This window comes from Rhizobium lentis, assembly GCF_017352135.1.
GTDB lineage: Bacteria > Pseudomonadota > Alphaproteobacteria > Rhizobiales > Rhizobiaceae > Rhizobium > Rhizobium lentis.
In genome coordinates, this window is record NZ_CP071455.1 from 863,634 (window position 1) to 877,212 (window position 13,579).

Consider the following 13,579-nt stretch of genomic DNA (forward strand, 5'->3'; position numbering starts at 1 on the left):
GATGATTTAGTTACCGTTCAATATAACATATTGCTATGAAACTGGATGAACGCCATCTCATGCAGCTCGCCGCCGTCGTCAAGGCCGGGGGCGTAACCGAGGGTGCTGCCCTGCTCGGCATGGCGCAGCCGGCCGTGTCGCGAACGCTGTCGATGCTGGAAAAGCGTCTGGGCGAGCCACTTTTTATTAAGGGCCGCAGGCCACTGCAGCCAACCCCATTCGGCCTGTCGCTTGCCGAGCATGGCCTAGTGATGCTTGCCGCTTCCCGCAAGGCATCCGATCTGGTCGACAGTTTCAGGGTCGGCCGCAGCGGCACCGTACGGGTTGGCGGCACGCCGTTCTTCATGGACGCCCTGATCGCCCAGCTTTGCGCCGAGTTCCAGCAGACGCATCCGGACGTTCGCATCGACCAGAGCTACGGATACTTCCCCGATCTCAGGGCGGCGCTGAAGGCTGACCAGATCGACATTGCCATCTGCCCGATCGATATTCTCGACGAAGGATCCGGCCTTGAGTTCCAGCAGATCCTCCCGGGACGCAATGTGATCGCCTGCCGCTCGACGCATCCGCTGCTTCTGAAGCGCCGGCCGCAGCCGAGCCATCTTCTGGAATACCCATGGATTGCGCCGCCACCGGGCAGTCCACTGCTCGCCGATCTGCGCGCCCTGCTTCTGTCCTTTGGCGCCACCGAGCTGAAGATCCGTTATTCCGGCGGTTCGCTGATGGGTGTCATCAATTACCTGAAGGCTGCAGACGCGCTGACAGTGATGCCACACAGTGTCGTGTTCGCGCAGCGCAAGGAAAAGGCGATCACGGCACTACCGATCACCATCCCGCACCCCGAGCGGGCGCTCGCCATCCTCAAGCGCACCGACGCACCTCGCTCGCCTGCTGTCGACCACTTCGCAGGCTTCATCCGCACTGGTTTTGAGAGCCTGCGTCATCTTATCAAGCGTCACGAAGAAGCGGTGATCTGGGGGCAGTAGTTGCGCAGCGCGTACCCACCGCCTGCTTAACCCTGCTACGCTCAGGCAAGGTCGACCGTTAGGGAACTCATGTTACCGTCAAGCCATCCTGCCGGCGCCGCTGAGCGACAACTTCGCTGCCATGGCGCTCGAATGGGTCCCGAGTGATCGACAGCCCTGCCCACCACCGGGCGCTGTAGGTCCGCCTCCCCGCGCGAATGGCGAAGATCCAGTTCAGCAGTTCTGCGTCGATTCCTCAAGCTGTGCATTGATGATCACGCCTCGGCGAGTTGGGGCGCACGTGGCTGCGTGATGGCGAACACAATCAGGCCAAGAAACGTGAGGGCGAAGCCGGCCCAGACTGCAGAAAGGAGGCCAAATCCCGCGGCGATTGCCGCCCCGCCGGCCCAGGCGCCGATGGCGTTGGCAACATTGAGTGCCGCGAGGTTCATGGCGCCCATCAATGTCGGCGCTTCCGGGGCAAAGCTTGTTAACCTCACTTGGATCGTGGGGATCGCAATCATCATCGTGGTGCCGACACCGAAGAGGCCGGTCATGAGCAGCACAACATTGCCGCCGAAGGATGCAAGAAATGCGAGCACGATCAACGCTCCGCCGAAACCGATGATGAGCCCCCTCGAGGGGTGGCTATCGGCAAGCCGTCCGCCAATCAGATTGCCTAGCGTCATGCCGATACCGAAAAGAGCGAGCGCTGGTGGAATCCAGGCCTGGTCTATCCCTGCAATATCGGTCACGAATGGCCCAATGAAGGTGTAAACGGCAAAAATGCTGGCGATCCCCAGCGCGGCGACGAGCATCATGTTCCAGACAGATGCGCGACGAAGCGAGCTCAACTCTTGCGCGATCGGTCCGCCATTCAACGCGTCAGTCCGCGGTACCCATACCGACAGCGCCAGGAGCGCCAGAAAACCTACGCCGGCAACGGCGAAATAGGTGTTCCGCCAACCGAGATTCTGCCCGAGGAAGGTAGCGACTGGAGAACCGATGATCGTTGCGACGGTAAGCCCTGTCATGACAAGCGCAAAAGCCTTGCCGCCGTGTCCAGGGCCAACGATGTAGGAGGCGACGACAGCGCCGGCCCCGAAATAGGCGCCTTGGGGCATCCCGCTGACGAAGCGGGCGAAGGCGAACATGCCGAGATTGACTGCGATCGCCGAGAGTACGTTGCCAACGATGAAAATGCAGAGCAACGCCAGGAGCAGAGTCTTCCGGTTGAAGCGGGCAGCCGCCAGAGTGACGAGCGGAGCCCCGATCACGACGCCAAAGGCATAGGCGGTGATCGCGTTCGTCGCCACCGGTATGCTGATATCAAGGCTTTCGGCAAAGAGCTGCAGAACCCCCATGCTGGCGAATTCGGAGGTTCCGATGCAGAAGCTTCCAAGGGCAAGTGCAAACAAAGTCAGGCCCCGGCGCCGATGCTGCGTCTTGTCCGTGCAATGGGAACTGACTGCCTTACATTGAGGTTCAAATGCTTTTTGGAGCATGCTCGAACTCCTGTGCACCGCTTCAGGGTGGGTTGATGATTGCCGGCCTCGATCCGCGTCGAACCTCGCCAATTCAGGCGCGGCCGCGATGCCGTCGGGCGACCCTCAGGGCATCAGAATTTCACGACCGCCCGCCCGACAACCTTATTGTCCCGTTGCAGATCGAGATATTCGTTGATCTCATCGAAACTGATCGTCTTGATCGTGTGTTGGATTTTGCCTGCGGCGGCGAGCGCCATCACCTCGTTGAGGTCGGCGTTATTGCCCCAGAAAGACCCATGAAACGTCTGCTCGCCGGAAACTCGCGGGAACAACGGAATGTCGATGCGATCGGCAATGAAGCCGACATCGGCATAGTGGCCACTGATCGCCAATAAGGCGAAACCCAGTTGCATCATCTCACGGGCGCCGGCGCAATCGATGATTGCATCGAGCTTGTCCTGCCCGGTGGCCTTCTTGAGCTCCTTGCCGATATCGCCAGCGGACTTGCCTTTGATATCGATGATGTGGTCGGCTCCATAGCCCTTTGCGATGGCCAGCTTGTCCGGATTGCGGGCGAATGCAACGACGGCCGCACCACCGCCAAGCAGCTTGGCATATTGTACCGCATAGGCACCGAGGCCGCCGATGCCGAACACGCCGATCACCCGATCAGGCCCGAGGCCACCAGCATCGCGGATCTTCTTGATGCCGCGATAGGGCGTCAATCCGGCATCGGTGAGTGGAGCAAGCTCTTCAAATTTCAAATGCTTCGCGACCTTGATCACGTAGCGTGCCGGAACGGGAATATATTCCGCAAAGCCACCATAGGTGCCGAAGCCGGGCCAACGCACGTTGGCGCAGATATGCGTGTTGCCGACCTGGCAATGGCGACATACGCCATCGCCCCATCCGGGCGCGACCACGACATGATCACCTTCTTCGAGCCCCGCGGCTTTTAAAACGACGTCGCCAATCTTCTCTATGGTGCCGGTGATCTCGTGGCCGGGGATGACCGGCGGGGGAATATCGCCGTAGTTCTGGAAAAATCCGTCGACCAGAAGAACGTCGGAGCGGCACATCCCGCATGCCGCGACCTTGACCAGAACTTCGTCCGCCTTGATATCGGGAACCGCTATCTCTTCCAGGACGAGCGGCTTGCGATACTGGAGTATGCGTGCGGCTCTCATGTTTTTCTCCTCTCCTCGATAAGCTTGGCTTCCTCGATGGCTGCCTCTGCCGCAGCACTCTCCTCAATTTCTTCCGGCACTCTTGGTAAGGACGTTAAGCTGGTATGGGCGTGTTGTCTCAGTTCGCCGGCGCAGCCGCGCTGGCGATAAAGTCTGCGACGTCCTGCGGATGCGAGAGCATCACGGCGTGGCTGGAGTCGATTTCAACGACCTTGGCGCCGGCACGCGCTGCCATAGAACGCTGCTGGCTGGGCGGGATCATGTGGTCGTTTTTTGTCACCATGAAGTAGGTGGGCTTGTCCTTCCAGGCCGGCGCCGTGACTTTGCCCTCTACGGCGGCGAGCCCCCATGGAACCTGAGACTCGGCCATGAACCGGGTCTTGGCGGGGTCGACGTCCGCTGCGAAAGCCGTCGGGAACTTGGCCGAGTCCACCAGGAGGAAACCGTCGCTTGGCGGAAGCAGCGGCGCCTTGTCTTCGCCCGGCGTCGGCACCGTGGCGATGTCGTGGACCGACTCACCTGCTTCAGGCGCAAATGCCGCCAGGTAAACCAGGCTCTTGACCTTGGGCAGGCTGCCGGCCTCGGAAATTACCGCCCCGCCATAGGAGTGACCAACCAGAACGACGGGTTTGCTGGCCCGGGCAATGACCTGCCTGGTGGCGTCGACGTCACCCTGCAGGGTAACGGTTGGATTCTGGACGGCCAGAACCTCGTAGCCGTCGGCGGAAAGGATGCCGTAGACGGCCTGCCAGCCCGAAGCATCGACGAATGCGCCGTGCACCAGCACGATGGACACGGGCTTGTCGGCCGCGTGGCCGACGACGGCGGAAGCGGTTGTGATCATGACAGTGAGCAATCCTGTTATCGCGCATTTCATCGCATTCTCTCCAGTGGGTTAATCGACCTCGACTGGGTCGAGAGTGATTGGAGTTCGGTCGGCGAGCTCGCCGATCCTGGCGGCATAGTCCTTGAAGTGCGGGGTGTCGCGATGCGCGGCGGCGGCCGCTTCGTCGACATAAAGTTCATCGAGCACGAAGCGGTCGGCATTGGCCTTGTCTCGCCAGATATCCCACCGCAGATTTCCGGGCTCGGCCCGGCTGCGTAGTCGCATTGCCGAGAGAAACGCTCCGAGTTCGGATACCTTGCCTGGGCGCGCGGTCAGGATAGCCACAATTTTCGTGTGAGTGGACATGGTTCATTCCGATCTGGGCGCGAGCTGTCGGCCCCCGTCTGCCAGAGGGCGGGTCGCGACGACACGCCCGGGGTCTTGCTCAGAGACTCACGCCGACTCGTTCAGAGCGGCGAGCAACTGCTTTGCGAGCGGTCCCGCCGACGCGGGATTCTGGCCGGTGATGAGGCGACCATCAACGACAACGTGAGGTTCCCAGTTGGACGTGGACGAGTACTCGGCGCCTTCCGCTCTTAACGCGTCCTCGAGTTCATAGGGCACGTCTTCTCTGGCGTAGTCATATTCCTCTTTCTTCGAGAAGGAGGTGAGCTTCTTGCCGCGCACGAACGGCGTGCCGTCGCCGAGGTCCACTCCGAGCAGAGAGCACGGGCCGTGACAAACGGCGCTCACGAGCTTGCCCGTGCTCCAGGCGCGCACGACAGCCTTCTGGACATCGGCATTCCGTTGGATGTCGACCATCGGCCCGAGGCCGCCGGGGATCAGGATGGCATCGTAATCCGCGGCATCCACCTCGGCCAACTTGCGGCTGTGATTGAGGCGGCGAAAGGCCTTGCTTTCGAGAAATCCCTTCTGAGCAGGGTCCTTCTCGTCGTAGGCGTCGTAGGGCGTCCATCCCCCGGCAGGTGAGGAGAACTCGACTGCGATCCCGGCCTTGTCGAGCTCATCGAAAGGATGAGCGACCTCGGCGAAAAAGAAGCCGGTCTTGCGATTGTGCGGGCCAATCACGGGTGCGTTGGTGACGATGAACAAGACGTGTTTTGTCATGGCTTTCCCCTTGAAAATGATTCAGTCGAGGATTCCGCTTGAAGGCGGCGTCCGCCGTCTCAATGAAGTGGTGACCTTGCACGGATGCGACAGCATCACTGCCTGGCCGCCAACTGAATCCGTGGCCTGGCGCCTCTGCGCTTCGCCATCATCGCCGCATGCTGGGCGCCGCATGCTCGGCAATCCTTTGCCGATCCGCGCCTCATGCGACCGCAACCTCACCATCGCCGCCTGGTGCCGTTAGACCCATAGCCGCTTCCTGAGGTGCTGAATTCCTTAAATGAACTTCTTCAAATGCTTAGCCGCTTGGGCTGCCGCACGCTGCGAGCGGCCATCCGCGACCAAAGACGATCCATGCGTCGGGCAACTGGATCTATACTCATGCAGCGAGTTTACATGGAATGCCGCGTGCCGCCCGTTAATCATGGTAAAATTTGGTAATGAGATTCGGCGACGAGACTTTCTCGCCAGCTGATCCCGTTCCAATGGCGCCGGCGCGGCTGATATCTCGTCTGATGTTCCGGCCGAAAGCCTTGGGTGGCCTTCGCCGCCGGCTGAATCAGTTCTGCTCGAACCGGCGCAGCATTGCCTGGGGTGCTCGCAATACTGGCCGAGAACGAGTATTATAGATTGATTATTCGCAATATATTTATGGTTGTCCGAGTGCGCCGGGTTCCGCGTTCGATAAGATTCAACTGAGTACCGCGCCGCGATCCGTTTGAGAGGCTCGCGGGTTTCCGCTGTTTTGTGCCAACATTCCAGCGGGCGCGCAGATAGGCTCATAAGCAGCCCCGTAGTTGGACGCTGCGCCTTTCGCTTCGGTGGCTGGTCGGCAGACTGCTATCAAGTTCAGTTCGGTAAGAAGGAATCTTGAGGGAAAAGATTGTGACGAGCGACCTTGCTGAGCGGATTTCCCGATCTTTCTCCTTTGGACCTTTCGTGCTCATTCCCGAGCGCCAGTTGCTCTTGCAAGGCGATGCCCGTGTTCGCATAGGAGGCCGCGCTCTGGACATCCTGACGACACTGGTCGAGCGCCCGGGGGAACTGGTCAACAAGCGCGAATTGATTACACGCGTTTGGCCGGACGTCGTTGTCGATGACGGAAACCTCAAGGTCAACATGGCTGCCTTGAGGCGAGCCCTCGGCGATGGCGCCGGGACGACGCAATACATAGCGACGGTTACCGGGCGGGGCTATAGGTTCATTGCGCCAGTCGAGGTCGTCAGAATGTATGGCCTCGCGCCAACCGCAGCGGCGGCGAGAAAGCGCAGCCACAATTTACCGATCGCGACGACGAGGGTCTTCGGAAGGGCCGACGCGATTGAAACCATTCGACGCGAGTTGAATTCATCCCGCTTGGTGTCGATTGTCGGTGCCGGCGGCATCGGAAAGACGACGGTTGCGCTTGCCGTCGCCGAGCAGACGATCGGCGTGTTCAGAGAAGGTGTCTGGCTGATCGATCTGGCGCGGTTAAAGGATTCGTCGCTCGTGCCCTATGCCGTCGCGGCTGCAATCGGTCTGGCAACGCACTCTGCGAATATGCTCGCTGCCTTGGGCAGCTATCTCCGCGATTGCGAAATGCTCCTCGTGTTCGACAATTGCGAGCACATCATCGAAGCGGCTGCCTTCTGTGCAGATCGGATCCTGGCCGAAGCGCCAGGCATCAGGATTCTCGCCACCAGCCGAGAGCCGCTCGGTGTGAGAGGCGAACGCGTCCGCAGGTTATCGGGATTGGACGCGCCACCTGCGTCGTCCGACTTGAAAGCTGCCGAAGCGCTCGGCTATCCCGCCATCCAACTCTTTGTAGATCGCGCGACCGACAGGCTGGAGTCATTCGAGCTAAGCGACGCCAACGTGCTGACGATTACGGAAATTTGCCGGCGGCTCGACGGCCTTGCATTGGCGATCGAACTTGCGGCGACGCGCGTCGATTCCTTCGGCACGGACGGGTTGCTCGCGCATCTGGACGGTCGATTTCGCTCGCTGAGTGGGCATCGCGCCGGCCCCAAGCGTCATCGCACGCTGACGGCGATGATCGACTGGAGCTACGATACTCTCTCGGAGAGCGAATGTGCGGTCATGCGCCGGCTGTCGGTCTTTGCCGGTTCGTTCGATATAGATTCGGCCTGCGCCGTCGCCGCCGACGATCTCGACCGGGTGCAGGTGATCGACGACGTCGCCAACCTGGCCGCAAAATCCCTGCTTTCGGTTGACGTCGCTGCCGACAAGCTTGTCTACCGCCTCCTGGAGACGACGCGCGGATATTGTCGCGAGCGGTTGCAACTGAGCGGCGAGGAGGAGGTCGTCCGCCGTCGGCATGCGGAGCATATTTGCACGGTTCTGGAGCGCGCAGCGAGCGAGTGGGCGCAAAGGCCGGCCCCGGATTGGGCTGGTGCCTACGGAGGCGTCCTCGACGATCTGCGCTCGGCGCTGGACTGGGCCGGAGGGGTCGCGGCGGACAAATCGCTGTACGCCCGGCTCGCGCTCGCGGGAAGCCTGCTCTGGAACCACTTCTCTTTTACCGAAGAATGCCGCGTTCGCGTCTCGCGGGCGCTCGAGGAACTCGATGCAGCGGGGCTTGTCGGGACGGCGGCAGAGATGCAACTTCAGGTGTCGTTCGCAGGCACGACGATGTTCACGCGCGGCGCCATACCCGTGGCCATGGATGCGATGCGACGGGCATTGGAAATTGCCGTCCGGATCGGCGACATCGACCATCAACTCCGTTGCCTGCGGATGATCGGTACATACCAGCTCTTCAGCGGCGAGCACGATGCCGGGATCAGGACGCTTGAGACCTTCATTTCAATCGCCACCGCGGCGGACCCTTCCGCGTTGCCGGCCGGCGAAACGCATTTGGCCGTAGCCGATCTACTCATCGGCCGACTGGAAGGCGCCCGGCAACGCATTGAACGTTTTTATGGGAACGACTTGAAAGACTCCAACGACCCGCGGTTTGCGCGTTTCCTGTACGATGGAAATGTCGATGTCGGGATTATCCTGTCGCACATACAGTGGCTGACGGGTTTCCCTGACACGGCCGCTCGCACCACAGAGGTCACAATCGCGCTCGCGCGCAAGACCGAGCATGAGCTTTCGCTGAGCAATGCTCTCGCATGGGCTAGCCTGACTTTCCTTATGAGCAGGCATTACCAAGAATGTGGCCGCTTTGTCGCGATGCTCGATGATCAAGTCGTACGGCACGGTATCGTCATCTGGCGGCCCGTTGCAATTTTCTGTCGCGGTGCAGTGGCCTGCGCTCAGGACGACACGGCGGCCGAAGGACTGGGCCTGCTCGAGCAAGCTGTCGGGGAGTTTCGCGCCATAAGGCATCTGGCGCGTTTCCCATTCTATCTCGGCGGCTTTGCGGACGCATTGGCGAAGTGCGGCCGCCTGGCAGACGCCGCCGCCACCATCCAGGAAGCGCTCGATTGTGCCCATGCGCAGAACGAGCAATGGTGCGTTCCCGAGCTTCTGCGCATCCGGGCCTCAATTCTGATGGCCGAGGTTCGGCCTGATGAGGCGGAGACGCTTCTCATCGAGTCGATCGCGCTGGCTCAGGAAATCGGTGCCTTGTCATGGCGATTACGATCAGCTTGCGACCTCGCAAAACTCTGGCATGTACGATTGCGAGCGCATGATGCGCGCAAAATGCTGCAACCTATTTATGATGAATTCACTGAAGGGCTGGAAACGCAGGACCTTGCCGTCGCAGCCGGCCTGCTCGCCTCACTTGCGCACCTTGGAGCGGACAGACAGGTTTAAAAACCGATCCAGCCGCAATTCGTCGCTCACTCCTGCAGCTTAGCTGCTGTCACTCCATTCCGACATGGCTGAGCCCTCGCCTTGATGGGCGGCTCGCGGTCAGTCCGGAAGAGGAATGAACTCACCACGATCGCCGATCGGAAGGTCGAAGCGTCCCTCCCCCCACTTTCCGGCTCGCCACTCCGCCTTTGCTTCTTCGATACGTTCCTTCGACGAGGCAACGAAATTCCACCAGATATATCTGGGGCCTGAGAAGGTGGCGCCGCCGAGGATCATGATCCGCGCGCCCTTTTCACCCGCCGCCACGGTGATCCTGTCTCCGGGACGAAACACCATCATTTGCATCGCTCCGAACTCTTGCCCGGCAACGGAGATCGAACCGTCGACGATGTAGATTGCACGATCCTCGTGCTCGTCCGGCATCGGCAGACGCGCGGCCGGCGCCAGTTCGACGTCCGCGTAGAAGGTTTCCGAAAACATCCTGGCGGGCGCCTGCTCGCCGTAAGCGCTACCGAGGATAAGTCGCGCCGAGATACCGTTATCCTCGATCATGGGCAGCGCGTTCTTGGCGTGATGTTCGAATGACGGGGTCACATCCTCATGACTTTCTGGCAGAGCCAGCCATGTCTGGATCCCGAACAAGCTGTTCGGACCACCCCGTGCTGCGGCACTCGTGCGCTCCGAGTGCGATACACCCCTGCCTGCGACCATCCAGTTCAACTCTCCGGGTCTTATGATCTGGTCGGCGCCGGTGCTGTCCCGATGGTGAAAGTCGCCGCGGTAGAGGTAGGTGACGGTGCCGAGACCGATGTGAGGATGGGGGCGAACGTCGACGCCCTGCCCGGTCAGGAGTTCGGCGGGACCGGCCTGATCGAAGAAGATGAACGGTCCGACCATCTGCCGTTTCGGCGCGGGCAGAGCGCGACGGACTTCGAAGCCGCCGAGGTCGCGGGCTCGAGGGATGATCAGCGTTTCAATCGCGTCCATTCCCACTTGATCGGGGCATCCGGGTTCGATGCCGGGGTTCCAGCTCATTTACTACGTCCTTCTGGTGGCGTTTTCATCCGATGCGTTTGCCTTGGGGTCCGCAGGAGACGGAAGCGCACAAGCTATAGTCTGCGCGCGCGCGGGTCTACGTCCACATGATCGGTTGCGCCAAGGCAGCGAAAAGCTAGGGGCGATTGGCTGTTTGATCGCCGGCTCAAGCGAGGACGTGGTCGGCGAGCGAAGACCGCTGCGCGGCTTTCGCTCGCCAACGTGTAGCCCGATTACATTCCTGTGCCAGCCTTGGGCGCCGGAGTGTTGAGCAACTGCTGTTCCCAAAGATATGCAATCCCGCTACCGCCAACATGCTGGACGATAACGTCTGTGATCCTTGCCGCTTGTTCGGCGCGAGCCCAGTCGCGCTGCCATTCGGCCGCGAGCGCCAACCAGGTCATCATGTTGACGCCCGCAGCTATCATCCGCTGGATCGCGACCTGGTGCGCCTCGACCGAGACTGCGCCAGAGGCGTCGGTGATCACGGTGACATCCCAGCCCTCGCCCGCAGCTTGAATTGCCGGCATAGCGACGCATACCTCTGTCCACAGACCCGCGATGATCAGTTGCTTGCGGCCGGTCGCCTTCACGACATCGACGACCTTCTGATCCTGCCAGGTGTTGATAAGAGTGCGGTCGATGATCTCCTTGCCAGGAAACACCTCCGCGATTTGCGGGAAGAGGTTGCCGCCACGCTCTGCGATCACCGTGGTGAGGATCGTCGGAACGTCGAAGGCTTTGGCCGCCTTGGCCAAACCCACTGTGTTGTTGACCACCATGGTGGGCTCATGGCTGTTTACGTTCGCGAGCTGATAGGGTTGATGATCGATGAGAACGAGCACCGAATCTTCGGGACGCAGGAGTGAATTGAGGCCGTTACGAAAGGTCATGGAATATCCTGGGTTGGCGGTTCGTCGAGGCACATGCGAACGCTCCCTCGGGAGGCGGTCCGCGCGAACCCTGTCATTCTCACATGCGATACGGTAGTCCTCGTCTAAGGTGAGCTCTGTTGCAGAAAGGGGAACGCCGCGTGGAAATCGAGGATCTCAGGACATTCGTGGAAGTTGCCGATGCCGGCGGAGTGACGCCTGCCGCGCAACGCCTTGGCATCTCCAAGTCAATGGTCAGCAGGCGCATCGCCCGGCTTGAGGCAGATCTTGGCGCGCAGCTTGTCGCGCGGACGACGCGTGGGATCGCACTTACCGAAGAAGGCGCCACTTTCCGAGACTATGCGGCGAGAATCTCGGCCGAGATCGATGCGGCGCGCGAGACGATCCTACCGGCCGGAGAGCTCCGCGGCCGCCTGCGCGTTGCAGCCCCACTTTCATTTGGTCCGACGCACTTCGCCCCCGTCCTGTCTCAAATGGCGCGTCGGCACCCGCAACTACACGTCTACTCCTGCTACACCGACCGCTTCGTCGATCTCATCACGGAAGGTTTCGACTGCGCCATTCGGGTCGGCTATTTGCCGGATTCCAATCTCGTCGCCAGACGTATCGGACCACTGTATGGAAAATTTGTCGCCAGCCCGGAGTACGTTGCAGCCAATGGTTCGCCGGAGACGCCGGCGGAGCTTCTCAACCATCAGGCTCTTTTGCAAGGAACCGAAGTCTGGCAGGTCACCGATGGAGACCAAGTCCTCAACGTTCGGCCACAAGGACGCTTCAAGGCCGACAACGGCGTAGCGCTCCTTGCGGCCGCGTTGGAAGGGCTCGGGATAGCAAGACTCCCGAACGGCCTTACGGATGAACATATCTCCTCGGGTGCGCTCGTCGAGGTGATGCCACGCCACGCGCCGCCTCCGGCCGGCATCTTCGTCGTCAGGCCTCCCGGACAGCATCCGGCCAAGAAGGTTCGTGTGCTGACAGAGATGCTGATTGAATGCTTCGATTCCGGCTCGTAGAAAGGGCCTTGAATCTATGGCGCAAGCTGTCCCGCGTAAAACTCGGCCAGCCGCATCACCGCCTGGTTCGCAGGTTCAGGCTTGTAGTACATGTCGCAGTGGCCCGCGCGCTGAGGGCGTCAAAACCCAGCAGCTCCGGATCTGAAATGCCTGCGGCTTAGGCCTCAGCAAGAGTATGGGGAATCCGTGGATCCCTGCGTGGAGCGGCACCACGCGCGGTGCGCGGCTGCGAGGACCGTCGCTGCGAGCCTGCAAGTTTATCGCACGCGCCGACGAGAATCCGAACAGCGAGTGCCCTGGCCGCTGTTCCTATCCGCGCAACACTTTGTCGCCATCGCCGTCACTACGGGGAACCGTGTGGAATCACAAGATAAGCCGAACAGGTCGTCGATGGCTTCTGCGCCTTCTCGGCCTTGCTCAAACTTCGCTAAAAATTATTGGAAAGGACCAACATGATCGATCTAAGGGGAAAGCGCGCCTTGGTCACCGGCGGCTCGCGCGGTATCGGCGCAGCTATTGCCGAGGCGCTTGCCGAAAGAGGAGCCGACGTGGCGTTCACTTATCACCGTTCGGTTGAGAAAGCTGCGGCGGTGGCAAAAAAAATCGAAAGCCGCGGCCGGCGCGCGGTCGCCATTCAGGCCGACAGCGCCGATCCGAACGCAATAGCTCAAGCGGTAGAAAAAGCCGTGTCTGTGCTCGGCGGGCTCGACATCCTAGTTAACAGCGCAGCGATCGGCCATGCCGGAACCATCGCCGATCTGGATGTGGAAGAATATCAGGCCCTGATGGACATCAACGTGCGTGCGCCAGTGCCCGCATTTGGGGGAAGGCGGTCGTATCATCACGATCGGTTCCGCCCTTGGCGAGCGGGTACCCTTTCCCGGAATTACGCCTTACGCCATGTCTAAGGCGGCGCTCACCTCCTTCACCCGCGGTCTCTCGCGCGAACTGGGACCAAACGGCATAACTGTGAATCTCGTGCAACCAGGCGCGACGGATACGGATGCCAACCCCGCCGACGGCGCGGCTGCCGATTTCCAGCGCAGCCTGACATCGCTGGGACGCTACGGCGAGCCATGCGAAATCGCCAACGCCGTAGTCTTTCTTGCGAGTCCTGCCGCCAGCATTATCACCGGCGCAACCCTAACCGCAGACGGAGGGGCAATCGCTTAGCCTGATCAGATAGCTGAGCACCTCTCAGTGGCTCCGGCTGCGATGGCCGTCAGACTGAGAGGTGCTAAGCATTGTCCTGACGGTTTCTCCTGTCGCCGGCGCTGTAA

General features: G+C 60.9%; 11 protein-coding genes and 1 pseudogene. 5 read left to right on the forward strand and 7 right to left on the reverse strand.

The annotated features are described in order from the left end of the window. Positions 1-35: 35 nt before the first annotated feature. On the forward strand, positions 36-986 hold the full coding sequence (locus J0663_RS26305; RefSeq protein ID WP_207244928.1) for a LysR family transcriptional regulator: 951 nt from the start codon (positions 36-38) through the stop codon (positions 984-986). A gap of 254 nt (positions 987-1,240) precedes the next feature. Here the strand turns inward: J0663_RS26305 and J0663_RS26310 are convergent, their stop codons facing one another. From J0663_RS26310 to J0663_RS26330, 5 genes are all read right to left on the reverse strand, one after another. Next, on the reverse strand, positions 1,241-2,470 hold the full coding sequence (locus J0663_RS26310) for an MFS transporter (protein WP_207244929.1): 1,230 nt from the start codon (positions 2,468-2,470) through the stop codon (positions 1,241-1,243). Positions 2,471-2,583: 113 nt separating this feature from the next. After that, the gene (locus J0663_RS26315; protein WP_207244930.1) at positions 2,584-3,639 is read right to left on the reverse strand and encodes an NAD(P)-dependent alcohol dehydrogenase; all 1,056 of its coding nucleotides are present in this window, start codon (positions 3,637-3,639) and stop codon (positions 2,584-2,586) included. Between the two features lie 118 nt (positions 3,640-3,757). Beyond that, positions 3,758-4,483: an alpha/beta hydrolase gene (locus J0663_RS26320; RefSeq protein ID WP_207244931.1), complete on the reverse strand. Its 726-nt coding sequence runs from the start codon at positions 4,481-4,483 to the stop codon at positions 3,758-3,760. A 51-nt stretch (positions 4,484-4,534) separates the two neighbouring features. After that, positions 4,535-4,831 (reverse strand): putative quinol monooxygenase, encoded by a 297-nt coding sequence (locus J0663_RS26325; protein ID WP_207244932.1) that lies wholly within the window; start codon positions 4,829-4,831, stop codon positions 4,535-4,537. Positions 4,832-4,918: 87 nt separating this feature from the next. After that, positions 4,919-5,593 carry a type 1 glutamine amidotransferase domain-containing protein gene (locus J0663_RS26330; protein ID WP_207244933.1) on the reverse strand — a complete coding sequence of 225 codons (675 nt, stop codon included), beginning with the start codon at positions 5,591-5,593 and terminating at the stop codon, positions 4,919-4,921. On the opposite strand from J0663_RS26330, the gene J0663_RS26335 reads away from it, so the two are divergent. Both J0663_RS26335 and J0663_RS26340 read left to right on the forward strand, forming a co-directional pair. Then, positions 5,565-5,837, forward strand: coding sequence for a hypothetical protein (locus tag J0663_RS26335; protein WP_207245513.1), 273 nt, complete (start codon positions 5,565-5,567; stop codon positions 5,835-5,837). The two genes, J0663_RS26330 and J0663_RS26335, sit on opposite strands and share 29 nt — an antisense overlap. A 641-nt stretch (positions 5,838-6,478) precedes the next feature. Beyond that, positions 6,479-9,358: an ATP-binding protein gene (locus J0663_RS26340; RefSeq protein ID WP_207244934.1), complete on the forward strand. Its 2,880-nt coding sequence runs from the start codon at positions 6,479-6,481 to the stop codon at positions 9,356-9,358. Positions 9,359-9,457: 99 nt separating this feature from the next. Here the strand turns inward: J0663_RS26340 and J0663_RS26345 are convergent, their stop codons facing one another. Beyond that, positions 9,458-10,393 (reverse strand): pirin family protein, encoded by a 936-nt coding sequence (locus J0663_RS26345; RefSeq protein WP_207244935.1) that lies wholly within the window; start codon positions 10,391-10,393, stop codon positions 9,458-9,460. Between the two features lie 233 nt (positions 10,394-10,626). After that, positions 10,627-11,286 carry a hydrolase gene (locus J0663_RS26350; RefSeq protein WP_207244936.1) on the reverse strand — a complete coding sequence of 220 codons (660 nt, stop codon included), beginning with the start codon at positions 11,284-11,286 and terminating at the stop codon, positions 10,627-10,629. 140 nt (positions 11,287-11,426) lie between these two features. On the opposite strand from J0663_RS26350, the gene J0663_RS26355 reads away from it, so the two are divergent. Together J0663_RS26355 and J0663_RS26360 are read left to right on the forward strand one after the other, a co-directional pair. Continuing rightward, positions 11,427-12,299 carry a LysR family transcriptional regulator gene (locus tag J0663_RS26355; protein ID WP_207245511.1) on the forward strand — a complete coding sequence of 291 codons (873 nt, stop codon included), beginning with the start codon at positions 11,427-11,429 and terminating at the stop codon, positions 12,297-12,299. Between the two features lie 452 nt (positions 12,300-12,751). Continuing rightward, positions 12,752-13,472, forward strand: a pseudogene (locus tag J0663_RS26360) (SDR family NAD(P)-dependent oxidoreductase). Positions 13,473-13,579 lie beyond the last annotated feature (107 nt).

Bases quoted from the DNA above. Each gene is read 5' to 3' on its own strand.
- J0663_RS26305 (WP_207244928.1), top strand. From the start codon at position 36: ATGAAACTGGATGAACGCCATCTCATGCAGCTCGCCGCCGTCGTCAAG.
- J0663_RS26310 (WP_207244929.1), bottom strand. From the start codon at position 2,470: ATGCTCCAAAAAGCATTTGAACCTCAATGTAAGGCAGTCAGTTCCCAT.
- J0663_RS26315 (WP_207244930.1), bottom strand. From the start codon at position 3,639: ATGAGAGCCGCACGCATACTCCAGTATCGCAAGCCGCTCGTCCTGGAA.
- J0663_RS26320 (WP_207244931.1), bottom strand. From the start codon at position 4,483: ATGATCACAACCGCTTCCGCCGTCGTCGGCCACGCGGCCGACAAGCCC.
- J0663_RS26325 (WP_207244932.1), bottom strand. From the start codon at position 4,831: ATGTCCACTCACACGAAAATTGTGGCTATCCTGACCGCGCGCCCAGGC.
- J0663_RS26330 (WP_207244933.1), bottom strand. From the start codon at position 5,593: ATGACAAAACACGTCTTGTTCATCGTCACCAACGCACCCGTGATTGGC.
- J0663_RS26345 (WP_207244935.1), bottom strand. From the start codon at position 10,393: ATGAGCTGGAACCCCGGCATCGAACCCGGATGCCCCGATCAAGTGGGA.
- J0663_RS26350 (WP_207244936.1), bottom strand. From the start codon at position 11,286: ATGACCTTTCGTAACGGCCTCAATTCACTCCTGCGTCCCGAAGATTCG.